Raw genomic sequence first — 18932 nt, forward strand, 5'->3', positions numbered from 1 at the left:
AACAATACATCAAATGGATTGTATACCTTTTCCCCTAGAAAATTGTACCCATTGTACCACTTTTTCATCTCTTCTTTGTCTACCCCTTCTAATAACTCTTTAAATCCTTCTTCTAATTCTTTTTGCGTTATACCACATATGCTCGCATACCTTGGATCAAGTGTTATATCGTTGGATCAAGTGTTATATCGTTTAAATTGTTCAACCCAGAAAATATCGATGCTTTCGAAAATTTGGTTACCCCTGTTATAAATACAAATTTTATATATTCATCTGCATCTTTTATCACTGAATAAAAGTTCTTAAGGCTTTCTCTCATCTCTTTTGCTATCTCTTTCTCTTCTATGTTGTCTAATATCGGCTTGTCATATTCATCTACTAATATCACTACTTTTTCTTTCTCTTTTTTGTATACCTTTTCTATTAATTCTATAAATCTATTCTTTATACTTTTCTCCTCTAGTTTTATATCGTATCCTTCTGCGTGTTTCCTTAATATCATATCCTGTGTTTCTCTTAGTTCTTCCTCTGTTTTATGTACCCCTGCTCCAAAGGATATATAGATAACAGGATATTTTTTACTCCAATCCCAATTCTTCTCAAGGTATAACCCTTTAAATAGTTCCTTTTTTCCCAAAAATGCTTGCCTTAATGTGTCTAAAAATAAGCTCTTTCCAAACCTTCTTGGCCGTGAGAGAAAAAAATATCCCGATGTCTCTTCACTTAACATCTTTATAAATCTCGTCTTATCTACATAATAAAAACCTTTATCCTCTCTCAGTTTTGCAAAACTTTGTATCCCTATCGGTAATCTCTTCATATCTTCCACCACCTATGAGGAATTAACCTTTATAAATATATTTTTGTACAATACTTTATCCTTTCCTCAACAGAAGGGTGGTTATAATACCAAACTTTGTACAAAGGCCAAGGATTTAAATTTATCAAATTTTCCTTCATAAGTCTTTTTAACGCAGATGTTAAATATTTTGATGTTTTTAACTTTTCAACGGAATACTCATCTGCCTCAAATTCGAATTTTCTTTGTATTTTATTTATAAATGGCATTACAAAAAACATTAAATGAGAAACAAATATAAAAGCATAGATAAAAGCTGTATACGGTTTATCAACGTAATTTAGCACATAAGTATAAACTACATTTGTTATATAAAAAATAAAAGTGTAAAATACAGAAGAAATGACCAGAAGTTTTGGAATGTGTCTTTTTTCGTAATGTCCAAGTTCATGTGCAACTATCGCAAGAATTTCCTCTTTTGGATATTCGAGAAGTGTATCGAAAAGTACTAATCTTTTCGATTTTCCAATACCCGTTAAAAATGCATTTTGCTTTTTTGTTCTTTTTGATGCATCCATTACATATACATCTTTTATCTTAGTTGAAAGTTTTCTAATCTTATCTTTCAATTCTTTATCTTCTAAAGGAGTTAACTTGTTAAAAAGGGGAATAATTACAAGAGGGTATAAAAACAAAACAAAGGATTGAAATGCAATAAAAATCAAAGAAACTTTCCACCACCAATTGTTATCTACACTTATTACGTAAATAATTAAAGATATAAGAGGAACAAAAAAGATAACACTTATCAATGCGTTTTTTAGCACATCCAAAAAAAATGTTCTATAGGTCATGGTATTAAATCCGTATTTTTTCTCTACAACAAAATTCAAATAAAAATTAATGGGTATACCCACAATTAAGGTTATTAGCCAATATATTCCAAAAAACAACATCCCTTGTAATATAAGAAAATTAGACACACTAGAAACTAATTTTTCTAAATATGGAAAACCATATAAAATAAATACCAACAAAACAAACAAATTAACAATATCTGAAGCAATCTTCACCTTTGCCTTATCCACTAAATAACTCAAAGATTGCCTTATATGCTCCTGGGAAATTTTATCCTTTAAAACATCTGGTATATCTGTGTGTTTTTTGGAATACAAAACATTGGAAATTTCAAGTATTATCTCCCACAACACTTGTAAAATTACAACAAGCAAAATAAATTTCATTCAATACCACCTCCGTACAAATTATATCACACAAATTATTGACAAATTTATACTAATGATATATAATCAATAATGAAAGAAGAACAACATTTGGAGGTGAAAGTATGAGAGGGTTTGGCAGAGGGTTTGGAAGAGGCTATGGTAGAGGATTTGGATATGGAAGAGGGTATGGTAGAGGTTTTGGATACGGCAGAGGGTATGGTTTTGGAAGAGGCTGGGAAGATGAAGAAATGTACATACGTGATGAAAGAGAAATGCTTTTAGATTACAGAGACTATTTAAAAAGTGAATTAGAATACGTTGAAAAAAGATTGCAAGAACTAGATTCAGGGAGGTGAAAGCATGCCTGGTTTTGATGGAACGGGCCCATTTGGAACAGGACCAATTGGTTGGAGAAGGGGAAATTGCACCTTAAGAGCTACAGCGAATGGATATATGTATGGTTATGGAAGAGGTTTTGGATATGGAAGAGGATATGGCTTTGGACGAGGAAGAGGGTATGGTTTTAGCAGAAGAAGCTTTGGATGGAAAAATAATTTCGGATATAGAAGAGGTTTTAACAGAATTTGGTAAATCCCCACACTTAAGTGTGGGGATATGTTATAATAAAACTGAGAAAAAACATTAAAGGAGGAAAAGTATGCTAATTGCCATACCAGTAATTGAAAATAAAGGAGAAGACTCCATAATTTCAGAACACTTTGGGCATGCACCTTATTTTGCCTTTATCAAAGTAAATGAAAACAAGATAGAAGAAATAAAGATCGAGAAAAATCCATATGAAGAACATGGTCCAGGCATGATCCCTGAATACATTCACAAAAACGGTGCAAAAGTTTTAATAGTTCGCGGTATAGGAGCACGTGCTATTAGTTTTTTTGAGCAATACGGTATCAAGGTTATTAGAGGTGCATCTGGTAGCATCAAAGAAATTGTCACTTCATTCATATCAGGTCATATTAAAGATATGGAATATAAGGTAAAAGAAAAATTCCACGAGCACTAGTGCACCTTATTTAGGTGCACTTTTTAAAATACACTCTATTTTTTCCCAGTCTCTTTGCCATGTAAAGATTTTCATCTGCCTCTGATATTATATTCTGATACTTTGTATTTTTTGGTAATTCTGAAACCGCTCCAATACTTACTGTAATTAACAGCGTATTTTCCTCATATAATATATGCGTATTTTCTAAATCCATCCTAAATTTTTCAAGCAAACTCAAAAAGTCTGTTTTTTCTTTTGAAATGTAGTAAACTACAAATTCCTCTCCACCATATCTAAAAAGTTTATCAGACTTACGATGAAAATGTTTTCTTAATACACTTGAAAACACTCTTAAACATTCATCACCCGCCTGATGACCATATGTATCGTTTATCTTCTTAAAATCATCCAAATCCATTATGGCAAAATTTAAATACATATTTTCCCTTAGTGCAAAATTATAATCTTCTGGAAAAACTTCATTAAAAAACCTTCTATTGTACAATCCTGTAAGTTCATCTCTTATGGAGAGTTCTCTGAGTTTACTATTCTTTTTCTTTATTTCCTTTGTTTTTTCTTCTATTATCCTTTCAGTGTTTTCTACATATCTTTCCAAATCTTCTGTAATCTGGTTGTATTTTTTTATAAACACCTTTATCTCATCTTCAAAATCATCATTAATGTCTATCTTTTTAAATTCTTTTCTTCTAAAATTCTCTAGATTTTCACTCACTTTTCTAATAGAATACGTTATTTTATCTGCCAAATACCTAGAAACAAAAGAGGAAATCAAAATAAAGATAAGTAAAAATCCAAACATCAAAACTATAGTTTTCCGTAATGGTTCATACAATTTTGATTTTGGTTTTACAACGTAAAAGACAAAATCGAATACTTTTTCTTCACTGGATTTTGCAAAGTCTTTCAAATCTTTTACCTTTTTAATATTACCATTGCTATACAAATAATATGTTCCATTGTAAAAAATGGCAAAACTTTGTCCTTCATATCTTTCTTTTTTTACAAAGCTTGAAAAAATACCCGTAAAATCCAAAAGTGAATAAAGATTTACACCCACACTTGAACTTTTATAGACTAAATATAACCTTCCATCATTTATAGAAATCCTTTCGTTAATATTAAAATGCCCTTTAAAATAAACAATTTCTCCTTCTTTCTCAATAGCTAGTGCTTTTACAAAGGGAAACTTTACCAATACACTATCAATGTACTCTCCCAATTTTGCGTAAACAAAACCTTGGAGCAACCTATTTTTTACAAAAATAAGATGCACATCATTTCCATCTAAAATAGGGGAAATTACAGTTTGATAATTTTTAATTGCCCCCATAAACCCACAATTTGCAAATCTTCTTGCAAAAAGATCTAAATTTTCCTTTTCAACGGACAATCCCCTCAGAAAAAAAGTAATAAAAAAGAAAGTAAATAAAGAAAATAAAAGTAAAATGTTAAAAATTAAAAAAGTTCTAAAAAACTTTGTCTTTAACTTCAATTTAATCACCTATCATCTCTAGATAATCTTCATAGTGGATTCCAAAATACTTAAAAAACAACGCGTTAAAGTCTGTACTTTCAAGGTATTTTTTAAATTCCCTTGCTAAAAGTTTATCCTTAAAACCAAAAGCAAGAAAACCTCTAGACGCTGAAAAAAGTGGCTTTACTTCATTTCTCAGAAACTGTGCCTTAAAATACTTTTGAACAAAAGATAAAGAGTCAAAAATGGATATATCCGCGTTATTCTCTAAAAGTTGAATAATTACAAAATACGGAGAATATCTATATCCCTTTGGAACAAGCAATATTTCAACTTTATCTTTATCCACGGGATTGTGCGTAATAAATTTAAGTTTATTATTTTCATATATTACCTTATTGATAACGTAATCTATATTATTTTCTTCAAGCAAATTCAAAAGAGTCTTGTAATATGCAAAATCCTCATATGTTATTACCCTTTTTCCTTTAAAATCCTTTAAAGAAGTTGCTTTTATATCCTCTCTTGAGATAAATATTTCGTTATTTTTAACGAAAGGGATCATAATCATTAGCTTTTTTCTTTCAGGAGTCACAGTTAATATATCTGCTATCATATCCACTTTTTCAAAAAAATCTGGAGAAAAATATTCACTAAATTTTTCCACAACATAAATTTTTGGAGAAATCCCCAGATATTTTGCAAACCCACTTGCAAGTTCATAGCAAAATCCAGGATACTTTTCATTTCCCGGAAAATATATAGTTTCACTTGGAATATTCCTCGTTGCAATTAAAATTTCCCTTGAATCTAAAATTTCCATAAAAGTTCTTGAAAATAACATAACGGAGAATAACAAAAAAACAAAGATAATCCTCTTCATTTTTTCACCTCTCAATATAGCTTATTATATTTGCTATATCTGCAGGTGTAACACCGGGAATTCTCATTGCCTGACCTATTGAACGTGGCAAAACTTTTTTCAACTTCTCACGTGCCTCTGTGGAAAGATTTGGAACCTTATCAAAATTTATATTTGATATATCAAAGGATTCATATTCTTCAAAAACCTTTACCTCTTCCAACATCTTTTCTATGTATCCTTCATACTTTATATAAATTTCTATCTGCTCCAAAAGTTCTTTGTTTTCTATTTTTTCATCGTCTAATTCCTTTATATCTACGTATCTAATTTCTGGTCTTTTTAATAGATTATAAAGCTTTGTCCCCTCTTTAAGTGGTGTTGTACCCAAATTTTTCAAAAGATCGTTCACCCTATCTGATTTTGGTACTTTTACATTTCTCAACCTTTCAATTTGTGCATTTAAACTTTTTTCCAGACTCAAAACTTTTTCGTAAAACCATTTTGGTATAAGTCCCACCCTATACCCATACTTTGCAAGTCTTAAATGCGCATTATCATGTCTTAAAAGAAGCCTATACTCTGCTCGTGAAGTAAGAAGTCTATACGGTTCATCTACCCCTTTGGTAGTTAAATCATCTATTAAAATCCCTATATAACTTTCAAAGCGTTTTAAAATAAGTGGTCTTTCACCTAAAATCTTCATTGCGGCATTTATTCCTGCAATTAATCCTTGACCAGCTGCCTCTTCGTATCCACTTGTACCGTTTATCTGCCCTGCAAAGTACAATCCTTCAACCAATTTTGACTCAAGTGTTTGATACAACTGCAATGGATCAATATAGTCATATTCTATTGCATACGCAGGTCTTACTATCACCACATTTTCAAGACCAGGTATTGTCCTTAGCATTTTTATCTGTGCAGCATACGGCAAGCTTGTAGATAAACCGTTTAAATAATACTCTTGGGCATCTTTTCCCTCTGGTTCGACAAACACCTGATGTGAATCTCTGTTAAACTTTACTACTTTATCCTCGATAGAAGGACAATACCTTGGCCCCACACTTTGTATAAGTTTTACATCCCCATACAATGGAGAGTACACAAGATAATCCCTTATTATCTTATGCGTTTTCTCGTTTGTATGTGTTAACCAGCAAGGATGTGTTTTGGAAAGTATTTTGGGCTCACTAAAGTACGAAAAAGCGCGCGGCTCATCGTCTGTATCTTGTCTTACCATCTTTGAAAAATCTATACTACTTTTTAAGACTCTCGCAGGGGTACCCGTTTTAAATCTTGAAAGGTTAAACCCCAAAGATTTTAAACTTTTACTAAGACCCTTTGCGGGTAAATCTCCCATTCTACCAGCTTCCATAGTGTCTCTTCCTATAAATATCTTTCCACGGAGGAAAGTACCTGTGGTAATAATCACAGCCTTTGCATAATAATCTATTCCAAATGAATCTACAACACCTTTTACCTTCCCATTTTCCACCAATATTTCTTCTACAACTCCAAATCTTAAAACCAAATTTTCTTGAGTTTGCAACTTATTTTTCATAGTTTGAGAGTAGGAATATTTATCTATTTGGGCTCGCAATGCCCTTACCGCGGGGCCTTTTCCCGTATTTAGCATCCTTACATTTATCATGGTCTCATCTGTGGTCTTTGCCATTTCTCCACCCAAAACATCTATTTCCCTTACCACAATTCCCTTAGCAGGCCCACCAATTGCGGGATTACAAGGAGCCCATCCCACACTATCAAGATTAGTTGTTAAAATAAGCGTTCTAAGACCAAGTCTTGCAGGTGCAAGCGCTGCCTCAATACCTGCGTGTCCTGCACCAACCACTATAACCTCAAATTCCCTATCATCTTTTGGCCTTTCAAAAAACATATCAAGCCTCCTTAATTTTTAATAAATTATACCACAAAAAAATTCTGGGGATATTCCCCAGAATTATATGTGAATCGACCATTTTCCTTCAAATGCACCTAGTAGTGTTTCTGTCAACGTGGGATGGGGATGTATGGCCTCTGCCACTTGATGTGCGGTCATTTTGTATCTTACCGCTAAAACTCCTTCCATTATCATATCCGTTGCACTAGGTGAAACAATTGTTACTCCCAATACCTTTCCCGTCTTTTTATCTTCGATAACCTTTGCAAATCCCACTTTTTCTTCCATAGTTCTTGCCCTTCCATTTGCAGAAACGGGAAATTTCCAAACATTTATACTTTCCTTATTCACATCCCCTTCCTTTATACCAACTGACGCAATCTCAGGATTTGAAAAGATAATAGAGGGTACTGCAGAGTAATCCATTTCCTTTTTCTCTCCCGCAATATTGTGTGCCGCAACTATTCCTTCGTACATGGCAACGTGAGCAAGCATTATCTGCCCCCTTATATCTCCAATTGCATAAATATTTTCAATATTAGTTTTCATATGGTTATCTGTAACTATTCCTTTATCTACATTTATTCCTAAATTGATCACATCTTCTGTAATATTTGGTCTTCTACCAACTGCAAGTAATACCTTTTCCACTTCAAATTCTTTATCTTTCAACTTCACCACATAGCCCTTTTCTCCCTTTATTACCTCTTCAACTTTTTCTCCTTCTATCACCTTAACTTTTTTCTTTTTCAACTCCTTCTTTATCTCCTCTGCTACATCAATATCTTCAAATGGTAAAATATGCTCTGCAAGTTCTACAATTGTCACATCTACATCAAATGTGGAAAAAAACGTTGCAAATTCAATTCCAATAACTCCTCCACCTATTATCAATATACTCTCTGGAAGTTTATCCATTTTAAATACATCATCACTAGTCCAAATTCCAGGTACACCATCAAATGGTGGAAAGATCACAGGAACAGAACCTTGAGCAAGGATTAAATGTCTTCCCTTAATTTCCTCCCCACTCTTTTTTAAAAGCACCGTCTCATTATCTTTTAACACACCTTCATCTTTAAATACATCTATTTTATTCTTTTTCATCAAAAACTCTATACCTTTCCTTGACATAGTTACAGACTTTTGCATATGTTTCATTATAGAAGAAAGTTCAAAACTTACACCTTCCACCTTTATACCAAACTTTTTGGCTTTTTCCCTTATGTCTCTATACAAATGCGCACTTGTAAGCATGGCCTTTGTGGGAATACATCCTTTGTTTGTACAAGTACCTCCCAATTCTTCCTTTTCTACAACCGCTACTTTCTTTCCAAGCTGTGAAAGCCTGATTGCCGCTACATATCCCCCTGGTCCCCCTCCTAAAATTACCACATCATACATACTCTCCCCTCCCTTAAAAGGTCTTCAACTAAATTATATATTTTTAAAAAAAAGAGTCAATCAAACTTTAAAGGAATTTCTTTTTTAAATATCACCCATCCATCCTTAAAGGAAAACAATAACGGAACTATTTCAACACCTGCTCTATGAGCCTCTTTTAACCTCTTTGAAAATACAGGATCAACTTTGTAGTTTGGTGAAAAATATTTTGCATCTGAAAAAACTAAAAAGTATATTTCCGCACAATATCCCATTTTCTTTAACATAATTAATTCTTCTATATGACGAATACCCCTTTTAGTAGGGGCATCTGGAAACATTGCCACGCCATCTTTTGACAGCGTACAACCTTTTACCTCTATAAATTTATTACCATCAACAAAAAAATCTATTCTGCTATTACCCACTTTTACCTCTGGCTTTACTATTTTATACTTTTTTCTTAAAATCTTCTCTGCTATATATCGATGATACTTGGAGTTTAAAAGTACAAATTCCTTCCCGCTCCACGCAGCAATTAAATCGTACTTTGTTTTCCTCCCCTTTTTATCTTCCCTCTTAATTAACACTTTATTTTTTTCGTATAATAATTCTTTCAATCTACCTGGATCATGGATATGTACATATTCTTCTTTCTGTAAGTGCACCACACCTACAAATTTATTTACCCTTTTCAAAAAAATCGCAGGTTCTGTTCCATTAATTTTATAAATTCTCACTTAATCCCCCTTTAAAAATTTTCTTACCTCATCTACTGTGGGCACTTTTCCAGAAACAACAATCTTTCCATCTACTGCAACAGCAGGCGTTGCAAAAATTCCTCTTGATACAATTTCATTTATATCTTGCACCTTTTCAACAACTGCGTCAAGCCCTTTTTCATTAACAACCATTTTTACAACCTTCTCCGTTTGTTTACATTTTGGACATCCACTTCCAAAAATTTCTATTTTCATATTATCCCTCCTTTAAATATGTCCGTAAATCATCCCAAACATAGTTGAAAAAACAATAACAAGCATAAAATACGTAAATGCCTTTTTCCTTCCAAATAGCTTTGTAATAACTATCATACTGGGTAAACTCAAGGAATTGCCCGCCATTAGCAATGCAAGTGTTGGACCTTTTGCCATACCTAGTTTTAATAAAGCCTGCACAATAGGTACTTCGGTAAGTGTTGCAAAGTACATAAACATACCTATAACCGATGCCAAAAGGTTTGAAAAAATGCCGTTACTTCCAAGAAGTTTTGTAACTACCTCTTGTGGAAGAAGTTTTGTCAATATCCCCGCAAGAAAGACACCAAAAAATAAATAAGGTAAAATTTTCTTTGCAAAATCCCATGTTTCCAGTAACCAAGCTTTTATTTCTTCTCTCTCAAACAAAAAGAGTACCATAAAAGTTATGGAAAGGAAAATTCCAAATAATACATAATACTTAAATCTTATCTTCAAACCACTAACAATTAGAAAAGAAAGTAAAAGTAGAAAAAAAGCTAGTTGCTTTCCCCCAAAATTTTTCCCTTCATCAACTACCAAACCTCCTTCTCCCTTTTCTTGATAAATAAATTCCATAATAAGTCCTATGAAAATTGCCGCGGTGATAGTAGAAACAAGCCTTGCAAATCCCAAATCCCAACCTAAAACCTTTGCAGTTAAAAATATAGCCGCAATATTTATCGCAGGTCCGCTAAATAAAAACGTTGTAGCAGGACCTATTCCCGCTCCTTTCTTGTAAATACCACCAAAAAGTGGAAGTATGGTACAAGAGCACACGGCTAAAATACCTCCAGATATAGCCGCAACAGGATATGAAACTATCTTTTTTGCCTTTGGTCCTAAAAGTTTTAATATTGCACCTTTGTTAAGCATAACAGAAATTGCACCTGCAATAAAAAACGCAGGAACAAGACATAAAAGTACATGCTCCCTTGCATATTCATGGAGCATAAAAAAACCATTCAACAAACTATCTTTCACTACATCCAAATTAAAAGGTACAAAATAGAAAATTAAAAATATTCCCAATATCACCAAAAATTCTTTCACAAAACCCACCTCCTTTGATGATAATTTCATAAATTAGTATATAAGAAAATTCTAATATAGTCAACAAAAAAATTAATCTACAAGCTGTATAACTTTTTTTACAAACTCATCTTTAAGGGAATAATAAACTGTATTTCCTTTTCTTTCGTCCTTTACAATCCCTAAATTTCTAAGGAGTGCTAAGTGTTGTGAAAGGTTGGGTTGATTAACTCCAAGTTTTGGAAGCAGCTCACATACACACATTTCTTTTTTGCTGAGTAAATATAATATTTTCAACCTTGTGGGATGTCCCATTGCCTTTAGGATATTTGCCTTTTTAACCAACTCTTCCATTTTTTCACCTCTTGTCTATTATAACCAACTCTTATTATTTTTGTCAATTTAATGTTAAAATTTTCTGCTAAAATGTTAGTAATCCTAACAAACAAAAGGAGGGAATATATGCACATATACAGAAAGCTCTTCAAAATTGCTATCCCCATTGCACTACAACAATTTTTATTCAGTAGTGTGAACTTTTTAGACACGTTGATGATAGGAAAACTTGGCGAAAACTCCATCGCTGCTGTTGGACTTGCAAATCAATTTTTCTTCTTTTACAATTTAGTGATTTTTGGACTTGTATCAGGTGGTGCCATATTTTTTGCGCAGTTCTGGGGAAAAGGGGATCTAGAAGGGCTATCTAAATCAACGGCACTTACCACCATATCTTCTCTTTTTATTTCCATTCCATTCTTTCTACTTACACTATTTTCCCCAAAATTTGTTATGACATTTTTTTCACCTGATCCACTGGTAATCGATTTAGGGATAAAATACTTAAAAATATTATCCATTTCATTTCCAATATTTGCCGTTTCAATGGTATTTTCTTTTATGCTTCGCAGCATACACAAAGCACATATTCCTATGTATACAACAATTGTAGAATTATCTACAAACGTACTTTTTAATTACATACTTATATTCGGTAATTTTGGTTTTCCAAGGCTTGGTGTAATAGGTGCATCTATCGCAACTGTTATATCAAGATTAGTAGGTTTGATAGTTCTAATTGCAATAATAAAAATAAAGAATCTTCCAGGTATGTTTTCTATAACTCACATAAAACTCTTGAACAAAAGCTTTATAAAAAAATTTTTTCACTACACACTTCCCACAGTTGCAAACGAATTTGCATGGTCTTTGGGATTCACCATGTATTCTGTTATATACGCACATATGAGCACTAAAGTAATTGCCGCACGAAATATAGTAGGTACAATTGAAGGATTTGCCTGGGCTTTTTCATTTTCCCTTGCAAATGCCGCTTCCGTTATTGTTGGAAATTACCTAGGTGCGAAAAAATACAATGACGCATACAAAATATCAAAAAAAATAATAACGCTCACGGAAATAGTAGCTATTATTTCGGCACTTGTTACGTACATATTAACCATATATGCGGTAAACTTATTCAACGTCTCTCAAGAAGTTAAAAGATTGGTAATAATAGCCATGGCTATATCTATGGGATTTGTCCCTGTGAAAATTTTCAATGGATTAAACGTCGTAGGATTCTTACGCGCAGGTGGAGATACCAGGTTTTCCTTTGCAGTAGAGGCCTCCACCCTTTGGTTTTTAGGTGTTCCCCTTGCTGCATTTGGAGGACTTGTATTAAAACTAAGTTTTCCAATTGTATTACTCCTTACAATGACAGATGAACTTGCAAAATTTCTAATACTTTTATTACGATACAAAAGTAAAAGGTGGATTAGAAATGTTGTTGAAAATATTTAATTTCTTCCTCGAGTGTTTCTATTTTTTCCAAAATTTTCATTATTTCATTTTCTAAACTCTCCTTCTTCTCCGTTAATTCCATAGCCTTTACATAGTCTGCACCTACCCCAGAAAGCTCTATTTCCACAAGTTCAAGCTTTTTTAAAAGCTTTTCCTCCATGCCTCTTAGTTTTTTTATTTCTTCTTTTGCCTTTTTTAATTGATTTTTTATCTTTTTCTTCTGTTCATATTCAAAGTTGGGTGATTTTTTCTCCACTTTTTTTTCTACACTAATTTCAAAATCAGATGAAACCTCAACAAGTCTTCTATTTTTTATCATATAATATCTACTACAAACATTTTTAATCAATTCCTCATCGTGAGACACAAGAATAAGACTTCCTTTATACTCCTTCAACGCCTTTTCAAGTGCCTCAACTGTTTCTAAATCCATATGATTTGTAGGTTCATCTAACACTAAAAGATTTGGTCTTTTTAATAGTACTTTTGCAAGTGCAAGAATTTGTCTTTCTCCTCCACTTAATTCAAATACATTCTTAAACACATCTTCACCTTTAAAACCAAATCTTCCCGCATAAGCCCTGATTATATAATCAGGTTGAAATGACATTTCATCGGAAAGCTCTTCAAAAACTGTGTTTTCCTCATCTAAGTTTTCCACAAACTGGTCTAAAAACTCCACCTTTACGTTATGACCAAATTCCACCACTCCTTCACCTTTTAACCTTCCAGCCAACAATTTTAAAATAGTGCTCTTTCCCGAGCCATTTGGCCCAAGAATTGCCACCTTTTCCCCCGTATATACTTTAAATGACACATCTTCTAAAATATCCAAAAATTTTAAATTATCTACACTTAAAACAACATATCCAGATGGTTCGGGGATTGGTATGGAAACTTCTTTTTCCACATCTTCTTCAAATGTTACCTCAGATTGTAATTCCCCTAACATCCTTTGAAGCATTTTTTCTTTACTTTTTGCCTGCTTTATAAACTTTTCCCTTCCCCATTTCCTGTACCTTTCAATTATCTTTTTTAACCTTTCTATTTCACGTTGTTTGTTTTTCATTGAGCGTTTTTGATTTAAAATTAAAGTTTCCCTTTCTCTCAAATAGTTGTCAAAATTCATCCTAAAGTCCCAAATTTTTGAATTGTTTATCTCCAAAAATCTTTCACAGGTATCTCTCAAAAAACTTCTATCATGGGATATAATTATGTATCCTCCACGAAAATTCTTTAAAAGATTTTTTAAAAAGTGTATACCTGGTATATCCAAAAAATTCGTAGGTTCATCCAAGAGGATAAAATCTGCATCTTCTAGAAAAATTCTTCCAATGTGAAGACGTGTTTTTTCCCCTCCACTAAATGTGTTAATATCCCTGTGCCAATCTTCTTCTGCAAACCCCAAACCTTTTAGAATACTCCTAACAAGTCGTTGCTTTTCGGGGGTATCTGCAACCTCCAGATAATACTCATATGGTGTCCTACTGTTAAATGTTCGGTATTGATCAAGGTATACCGCTTTACCTGTGGTATTTATCTGTCCTGCATAGTCTTTAAATTCACCAATTATTGCTTTTAAAAGGGTTGTTTTTCCACTTCCGTTTTTCCCAATTAACGCAACCCTTTCACCATCTGCAATATTTAACGTTACATTGTTTAAAAGCTCTTTTCCAGGAAAGTGTATTGAGACGTTATTTAACGCTATCAACCTTTTTACCTCCCATAACTACTTTAAAAGACTCAATTGAAACAAGTATGGAGAATATGTGCCACAATACAATACAAATCGATATTACAAATACATGAACACCTGTAAAACTTGTACTCCCTTGTGAAAGACCCGTGAACTTTGAATAAAGTTGTGCAAAAAGTATAGTTAGAAGTTCTATGCCTATAAATATTATTATCATCTTTCTTTGATGATTAAAGGCAAAAAACATAGTACCAATCCCACCAATCAAAGTAAATATCACTAATTCAACGGGCATTAAATAATCGTAAAGAAAATGTCCTACACTAAAAAACGCTACAAATGAAAATATTATAGGCGCAACAAAGGGGATTAGGGTGAGAAAAGAAAAAAAATACAAAAAAAATTTTTTCATATAAATCACCTCCCAAGTATCATTATACCATCAAACTCAACGATAAATTCAAGAATTATTCACATTTGAATAGTTCTACTGTGATATAATTAAAGTGGATAAATTTTGGAGGTGATATAATGCCAAATCCACAGTTTAATTTAAACAATGGCGATACAAAGATAAAAGAAAAAATGTCAAAGGTAAAACACAAAATAGCGGTCTTAAGTGGTAAAGGTGGAGTAGGAAAGACAACCGTTGCAGTGAATATTTCCACTGCACTAGCGGAAAGTGGTTACAAAGTAGGGCTTTTGGACCTTGATATACACGGTCCAAATATTGCAAGAATGCTTGGTAAAAAAAATCCATCTGTAGATGGAGAGGAAATTGTTCCCGCAGAGATTTTACCAAATTTAAAGGCACTTTCAATAGGAATGCTTGTTGAAAGTGGCAAAGCAGTTATTTGGAGAGGTCCACTTAAACATTCTGCAATTAAGCAATTTTTGGGTGACACAAAATGGGGAGAGTTGGACTTTTTAATCTTTGACCTTCCACCTGGTACTGGAGACGAAGCATTAAGTTTGTTTCAAACACTCCCGGATTTAGATGGTGTAGTAATGGTAACTACTCCACAAAAAGTGGCATTAGATGATGTACGTCGTGCAATTGATTTCGTACATTCTATGAACAAAAAACTCATAGGTATAGTTGAAAATATGTCTTATGTAAAATGTCCAAAATGCGGTGAAAAAATAGAAATATTTGGTAGTGGCGGTGGGAACATAATTGCAAAAGAATACAACGTTGAACTCTTGGGACAAATACCACTTGATCCAAAAGCCGCTCAACTTGCAGACGAAGGAAAACCTATAACCCTGTATATGAGGGAAACAGAAGTCGAAGAAGCGTTTAGAAAAATAGTGGAAAAAATTGCACAGATAGTAGAATAACCCCCAAATCTGGGGGTTTTTCTTTCCATAATTCAATGTTTTATGATATAATCATACGAAGAACCTTTTTCTTAACTGGAAAGTCGAAAATTAGAGGTGAGTAACTTTGAGGATAGAACCTACAGGCGACCCGAAAATAAAAAATGAAAAAATAAAAAAGAAAAAAGGTTCAAAAGGTAAAAAAGTGAATTTCACAAACGAAACTCCCGGCTTTTTCGATGTATTAATGGATGTAGAAGAAGAAAAGATAAACGTAGAACTTGAAAAGATTGTAAATGAAATATTGGATGCGGGAAATGATTTTATTAGATCCCCTACACCTGATACTTTGAAAAAGTACAAGGAAAAAATTAAAAAATTTCTAAAACTCATTGAAAAGAAAATGTACAAATTATCCGGTAAGATGGATTATTCAACTAATTCACCGAGATTACACGTAATTGTAGAGGATATAGATGAAAAACTAAAAAACCTTGCTGAAAAGCTTATAACTTCAGAAGGTGGAACCATCAACTTTGCCGCCAAAGTTGATGAAATAAACGGTTTAATATTAGACTTGTATAAATGAGGAGGAAAAACATGAACATCTTGGTAACAAATGACGATGGGGTAACGGCAAATGGCATATTGTGTCTTGCAAGACATTTAAGCAAAAAACACAAAGTAACCGTAGTTGCGCCTGAAACGGAACAAAGCGCTGTAGGACATGCAATAACGTTGAGGCTTCCTTTGTGGCTTAGAAAAATAGATATAAACGAAGATTTTGAAATTTACGCAGTTTCTGGTACTCCTGCAGATTGTGTAAAGATAGGTATAGATGTCGTATTAAAGGAAAAACCAGATTTACTAATCAGTGGAATAAACAGGGGAAACAACTTGGGAACGGATGTGGTGTATTCTGGAACGGTAAGTGGCGCGCTAGAAGGTGCTATAGCGGGAATTCCAGCCATAGCCGTATCAAGTTTTAGTTTTGAAAATCCCATATATGAAACAGCGGCAAAGTTTATACTAGATTTTCTAGAAGAATTTGATATTAATTCCATACCGCAATTTACCGCATTAAACATAAACGTACCTTCCATCCCTTACGAAAAACTTAAAGGTTGGAAACTAACAAAACAAAGCAAGAGAATGTATGAAGACTACTTTGAAGAACGAAAAGACCCATCCGGTGGAAATTATTACTGGATGATGGGAAACATAATAGAAAATGACCCAGATCCAAAAGCAGATTACAAAGTACTAACCCAAAATTTCGTATCGGTAACTCCAATTAGTGTATTTTTGACAAACGAAGAATATCTAAAGCGATTGGAGGAAAGGTATGAAGATAAGGCTATACGGTGATCCAATTCTTAGGAAAAAGGCAAAAAAAGTTGAAGATTTTGAATACTTACAAAGTATAAAAGATGATATGTTAAAAACTATGTACATAGAAGATGGTGTGGGACTTGCCGCGCCGCAAGTGGGTATTTCTTTAAGATTTTTTGTTATGGATGATGGAAATGGACCACTTTTTGTTGTAAACCCCGAAATACTGGAACATTCAACTGAAAAAGAAATTGGAGAAGAGGGATGTCTAAGTCTTCCGGGTATTTTTGCCGATGTTGAAAGGTATAAATGGGTTAAATTGAAATTTCAAGACGAATATGGAAAAGTTCAGACGAAGTTGTTTGAAGGATACAGTGCAAGAATAGTACAACACGAAAGAGATCACCTTGATGGTATATTATTTATCGATCACCTTCCAACCACTGTAAAAAGACGACTTTCTCCTGAGCTTTCCAAAATAATGAGGATGAGATTGGAGGAAACAAAGTGAACTTTGAAGATTTTAACTTAAGTGAAAAGACGCTTCGCGCAATTTACGAGAAAGGATTTGAAACACCAACACCTGTGCAAGAAAAGGTAATACCTATACTGCTAAAAAAGGAAAAGAATTTAATTGTACAGGCAAAGACAGGCACGGGAAAGACTGCGGCATTTGGAATACCACTCATAGAACTTTTGGAAAACAAGGGGTATGTCCAAGCGATTATACTCACCCCTACACGTGAACTGGCACTGCAAGTTTCAGAGGAGATAAACTCTTTAAAAAGGAAGAGGCTCAAGATACTTCCCATATACGGAGGACAGTCTATAAAGAGGCAAATAGACCATCTAAAAAGAGGTGTTGATATAGTAGTTGGTACACCGGGAAGGATCCTTGACCATCTAGAAAGAAAGACGATAGACCTTTCAAAAGTAGAGTACTTTATCTTAGATGAAGCAGATGAAATGCTTGATATGGGCTTTATAGACGACGTGGAAAAAATACTGAAAAATACAAATGGTGAAAAATTCTTTTTGATGTTTTCTGCAACGATCCCAAAGAGAATCATAGACCTTGCAAAAAAATACATCAAAAACTACGAAGTTATAAAGATACTTGATAAACAACTCACCACAAACCTTACAGAACAAATATACATAGAATTAAACGAAAGCGATAAATTTGAAGCACTTTGTAGAATAATAGATGTGGAAGATGATTTCTACGGTATGGTATTCTGTAGAACAAAAGTAGAAGTAGATACTGTATCTTCAAAACTCATTGAAAGGGGATACGACGCAGAAGCACTACATGGAGATTTTTCACAATACCAACGTGAGAGGGTATTGAAAAAATTTAAAGAAAAGAAGATAAATATACTTGTCGCAACTGATGTTGCAGCACGTGGAATAGATATTACCGGTTTATCTCACGTAATAAATTACTCCATTCCACTTAACCCTGAACACTACGTGCACAGAATAGGTAGAACGGGAAGGGCTGGAAAAGAAGGTATCGCCATAACGTTTGTTACCCCAAAAGAATACAGACAACTCTTTAGAATAAAGAAATTTTCAAAGGCAAAGATCAAAGAAGGTAAAATCCCTTCAGTGGAACAAATAATAAAGGCAAGATCGGAAAAAATAAAAAAAGATATTTTAAATCATAATAAAAATATACAGAAAGTATACTACAACCTTGCTGATGAACTCCTTGAACACGCAGAACCAAGAGAAGTTGTAGCAAAGCTTTTAAGTACTGCTTTTAAATCTTTAAATCCGGAAAATTACAAAAAAGTATCACCTACTTCAAAAGCAAAAGAAGTTGTAAGGTTGTTTATAGCGAAAGGAAAACAAGCTGGTCTTACCAAAAAAGATCTAGTTAAATTTATCGTTGAAAAAACCAACATAAATCCAAAAGTAATAAGTGATGTACTTGTTTTGGACAAATTTTCATTTATAACCGTTCCATACAAAGAAGCGGAAATAATACTATCAATCTTTAAAAAACGAGGAAGAAGATCCTTAATATCCAAAGCAAAAGAAAGAAACTAGGAGGGAA

Annotated in this window: 21 protein-coding genes; 9 read left to right on the forward strand and 12 right to left on the reverse strand. The window is 33.3% G+C overall.

The annotated features are described in order from the left end of the window. Positions 1-163 precede the first annotated feature (163 nt). A complete protein-coding gene (locus XJ44_RS04305; RefSeq protein WP_077198185.1) occupies positions 164-820 on the reverse strand; it encodes an AAA family ATPase in 657 nt (218 codons plus the stop codon). A 29-nt stretch (positions 821-849) separates the two neighbouring features. Continuing rightward, positions 850-2043, reverse strand: a complete 1194-nt coding sequence (locus tag XJ44_RS04310) for a M48 family metallopeptidase (protein ID WP_077198186.1) — start codon at positions 2041-2043, stop codon at positions 850-852. A 104-nt stretch (positions 2044-2147) separates the two neighbouring features. On the opposite strand from XJ44_RS04310, the gene XJ44_RS04315 reads away from it, so the two are divergent. The 3 genes from XJ44_RS04315 to XJ44_RS04325 all read left to right on the forward strand — a co-directional run bounded on the left by XJ44_RS04315 (position 2148) and on the right by XJ44_RS04325 (position 3049). Further along, entirely contained in the window at positions 2148-2381 is a 234-nt protein-coding gene (locus tag XJ44_RS04315; protein WP_077198187.1) for a DUF5320 domain-containing protein, read from the forward strand. A gap of 4 nt (positions 2382-2385) precedes the next feature. Continuing rightward, on the forward strand, positions 2386-2616 hold the full coding sequence (locus tag XJ44_RS04320; protein ID WP_075665785.1) for a DUF5320 family protein: 231 nt from the start codon (positions 2386-2388) through the stop codon (positions 2614-2616). 67 nt (positions 2617-2683) lie between these two features. Beyond that, a complete protein-coding gene (locus XJ44_RS04325) occupies positions 2684-3049 on the forward strand; it encodes a NifB/NifX family molybdenum-iron cluster-binding protein (protein WP_075665786.1) in 366 nt (121 codons plus the stop codon). A 10-nt stretch (positions 3050-3059) separates the two neighbouring features. On the opposite strand, the gene XJ44_RS09200 is transcribed toward XJ44_RS04325, so the two are convergent. The 8 genes from XJ44_RS09200 to XJ44_RS04365 form a co-directional block, all read right to left on the reverse strand. Further along, positions 3060-4442, reverse strand: a complete 1383-nt coding sequence (locus tag XJ44_RS09200; RefSeq protein WP_143608992.1) for a GGDEF domain-containing protein — start codon at positions 4440-4442, stop codon at positions 3060-3062. Positions 4443-4545: 103 nt separating this feature from the next. Beyond that, positions 4546-5409, reverse strand: a complete 864-nt coding sequence (locus tag XJ44_RS04335) for a transporter substrate-binding domain-containing protein (protein ID WP_077198189.1) — start codon at positions 5407-5409, stop codon at positions 4546-4548. 4 nt (positions 5410-5413) lie between these two features. After that, entirely contained in the window at positions 5414-7288 is a 1875-nt protein-coding gene (gene mnmG, locus XJ44_RS04340) for a tRNA uridine-5-carboxymethylaminomethyl(34) synthesis enzyme MnmG (RefSeq protein WP_077198190.1), read from the reverse strand. Between the two features lie 63 nt (positions 7289-7351). Continuing rightward, entirely contained in the window at positions 7352-8695 is a 1344-nt protein-coding gene (gene lpdA, locus XJ44_RS04345; RefSeq protein ID WP_077198191.1) for a dihydrolipoyl dehydrogenase, read from the reverse strand. Between the two features lie 56 nt (positions 8696-8751). After that, the gene (gene sfsA, locus XJ44_RS04350; RefSeq protein WP_077198192.1) at positions 8752-9414 is read right to left on the reverse strand and encodes a DNA/RNA nuclease SfsA; all 663 of its coding nucleotides are present in this window, start codon (positions 9412-9414) and stop codon (positions 8752-8754) included. Beyond that, positions 9415-9651 carry a thioredoxin family protein gene (locus XJ44_RS04355; RefSeq protein ID WP_077198193.1) on the reverse strand — a complete coding sequence of 79 codons (237 nt, stop codon included), beginning with the start codon at positions 9649-9651 and terminating at the stop codon, positions 9415-9417. 12 nt (positions 9652-9663) lie between these two features. Beyond that, positions 9664-10773 (reverse strand): permease, encoded by a 1110-nt coding sequence (locus XJ44_RS04360; protein ID WP_077198194.1) that lies wholly within the window; start codon positions 10771-10773, stop codon positions 9664-9666. Between the two features lie 42 nt (positions 10774-10815). Further along, the gene (locus tag XJ44_RS04365) at positions 10816-11076 is read right to left on the reverse strand and encodes an ArsR/SmtB family transcription factor (protein ID WP_075665794.1); all 261 of its coding nucleotides are present in this window, start codon (positions 11074-11076) and stop codon (positions 10816-10818) included. 108 nt (positions 11077-11184) lie between these two features. Between XJ44_RS04365 and XJ44_RS04370 the strand changes: the two genes are divergently transcribed. Beyond that, complete coding sequence (locus XJ44_RS04370) at positions 11185-12522, forward strand: MATE family efflux transporter (protein ID WP_077198195.1); 1338 nt, start codon at positions 11185-11187, stop codon at positions 12520-12522. On the opposite strand, the gene abc-f is transcribed toward XJ44_RS04370, so the two are convergent. Both abc-f and XJ44_RS04380 read right to left on the reverse strand, forming a co-directional pair. Further along, positions 12497-14233: a ribosomal protection-like ABC-F family protein gene (gene abc-f / locus XJ44_RS04375; RefSeq protein ID WP_077198196.1), complete on the reverse strand. Its 1737-nt coding sequence runs from the start codon at positions 14231-14233 to the stop codon at positions 12497-12499. The two genes, XJ44_RS04370 and abc-f, sit on opposite strands and share 26 nt — an antisense overlap. Further along, positions 14217-14630: a hypothetical protein gene (locus XJ44_RS04380; RefSeq protein ID WP_075665797.1), complete on the reverse strand. Its 414-nt coding sequence runs from the start codon at positions 14628-14630 to the stop codon at positions 14217-14219. The genes abc-f and XJ44_RS04380 overlap by 17 nt, the downstream gene beginning before the upstream one ends. A 119-nt stretch (positions 14631-14749) precedes the next feature. Between XJ44_RS04380 and XJ44_RS04385 the strand changes: the two genes are divergently transcribed. The 5 genes from XJ44_RS04385 to XJ44_RS04405 all read left to right on the forward strand — a co-directional run bounded on the left by XJ44_RS04385 (position 14750) and on the right by XJ44_RS04405 (position 18925). Next, on the forward strand, positions 14750-15559 hold the full coding sequence (locus XJ44_RS04385; RefSeq protein WP_084758766.1) for an Mrp/NBP35 family ATP-binding protein: 810 nt from the start codon (positions 14750-14752) through the stop codon (positions 15557-15559). Positions 15560-15665: 106 nt separating this feature from the next. Further along, a complete protein-coding gene (locus tag XJ44_RS04390; protein ID WP_075665798.1) occupies positions 15666-16127 on the forward strand; it encodes a YaaR family protein in 462 nt (153 codons plus the stop codon). A gap of 11 nt (positions 16128-16138) precedes the next feature. Further along, a complete protein-coding gene (gene surE, locus XJ44_RS04395; protein ID WP_075665799.1) occupies positions 16139-16906 on the forward strand; it encodes a 5'/3'-nucleotidase SurE in 768 nt (255 codons plus the stop codon). Then, positions 16884-17381 carry a peptide deformylase gene (gene def / locus XJ44_RS04400; RefSeq protein ID WP_075665800.1) on the forward strand — a complete coding sequence of 166 codons (498 nt, stop codon included), beginning with the start codon at positions 16884-16886 and terminating at the stop codon, positions 17379-17381. The genes surE and def overlap by 23 nt, the downstream gene beginning before the upstream one ends. After that, positions 17378-18925 (forward strand): DEAD/DEAH box helicase, encoded by a 1548-nt coding sequence (locus XJ44_RS04405; RefSeq protein ID WP_077198197.1) that lies wholly within the window; start codon positions 17378-17380, stop codon positions 18923-18925. Before def ends, XJ44_RS04405 begins: the two co-directional genes overlap by 4 nt. Positions 18926-18932 lie beyond the last annotated feature (7 nt).

Origin of the sequence: Thermosipho affectus (assembly GCF_001990485.1) — a bacterium.
In the GTDB taxonomy this organism is placed as follows: Bacteria; Thermotogota; Thermotogae; order Thermotogales; family Fervidobacteriaceae; genus Thermosipho; species Thermosipho affectus.

Coding starts and splice junctions, on each gene's coding strand:
- XJ44_RS04305 (WP_077198185.1), bottom strand. CDS start 820: ATGAAGAGATTACCGATAGGGATACAAAGTTTTGCAAAACTGAGAGAG.
- XJ44_RS04310 (WP_077198186.1), bottom strand. CDS start 2,043: ATGAAATTTATTTTGCTTGTTGTAATTTTACAAGTGTTGTGGGAGATA.
- XJ44_RS04315 (WP_077198187.1), top strand. CDS start 2,148: ATGAGAGGGTTTGGCAGAGGGTTTGGAAGAGGCTATGGTAGAGGATTT.
- XJ44_RS04320 (WP_075665785.1), top strand. CDS start 2,386: ATGCCTGGTTTTGATGGAACGGGCCCATTTGGAACAGGACCAATTGGT.
- XJ44_RS04325 (WP_075665786.1), top strand. CDS start 2,684: ATGCTAATTGCCATACCAGTAATTGAAAATAAAGGAGAAGACTCCATA.
- XJ44_RS04335 (WP_077198189.1), bottom strand. CDS start 5,409: ATGAAGAGGATTATCTTTGTTTTTTTGTTATTCTCCGTTATGTTATTT.
- mnmG (WP_077198190.1), bottom strand. CDS start 7,288: ATGTTTTTTGAAAGGCCAAAAGATGATAGGGAATTTGAGGTTATAGTG.
- lpdA (WP_077198191.1), bottom strand. CDS start 8,695: ATGTATGATGTGGTAATTTTAGGAGGGGGACCAGGGGGATATGTAGCG.
- XJ44_RS04355 (WP_077198193.1), bottom strand. CDS start 9,651: ATGAAAATAGAAATTTTTGGAAGTGGATGTCCAAAATGTAAACAAACG.
- XJ44_RS04360 (WP_077198194.1), bottom strand. CDS start 10,773: ATGAAATTATCATCAAAGGAGGTGGGTTTTGTGAAAGAATTTTTGGTG.
- XJ44_RS04365 (WP_075665794.1), bottom strand. CDS start 11,076: ATGGAAGAGTTGGTTAAAAAGGCAAATATCCTAAAGGCAATGGGACAT.
- XJ44_RS04370 (WP_077198195.1), top strand. CDS start 11,185: ATGCACATATACAGAAAGCTCTTCAAAATTGCTATCCCCATTGCACTA.
- XJ44_RS04380 (WP_075665797.1), bottom strand. CDS start 14,630: ATGAAAAAATTTTTTTTGTATTTTTTTTCTTTTCTCACCCTAATCCCC.
- XJ44_RS04385 (WP_084758766.1), top strand. CDS start 14,750: ATGCCAAATCCACAGTTTAATTTAAACAATGGCGATACAAAGATAAAA.
- surE (WP_075665799.1), top strand. CDS start 16,139: ATGAACATCTTGGTAACAAATGACGATGGGGTAACGGCAAATGGCATA.
- def (WP_075665800.1), top strand. CDS start 16,884: ATGAAGATAAGGCTATACGGTGATCCAATTCTTAGGAAAAAGGCAAAA.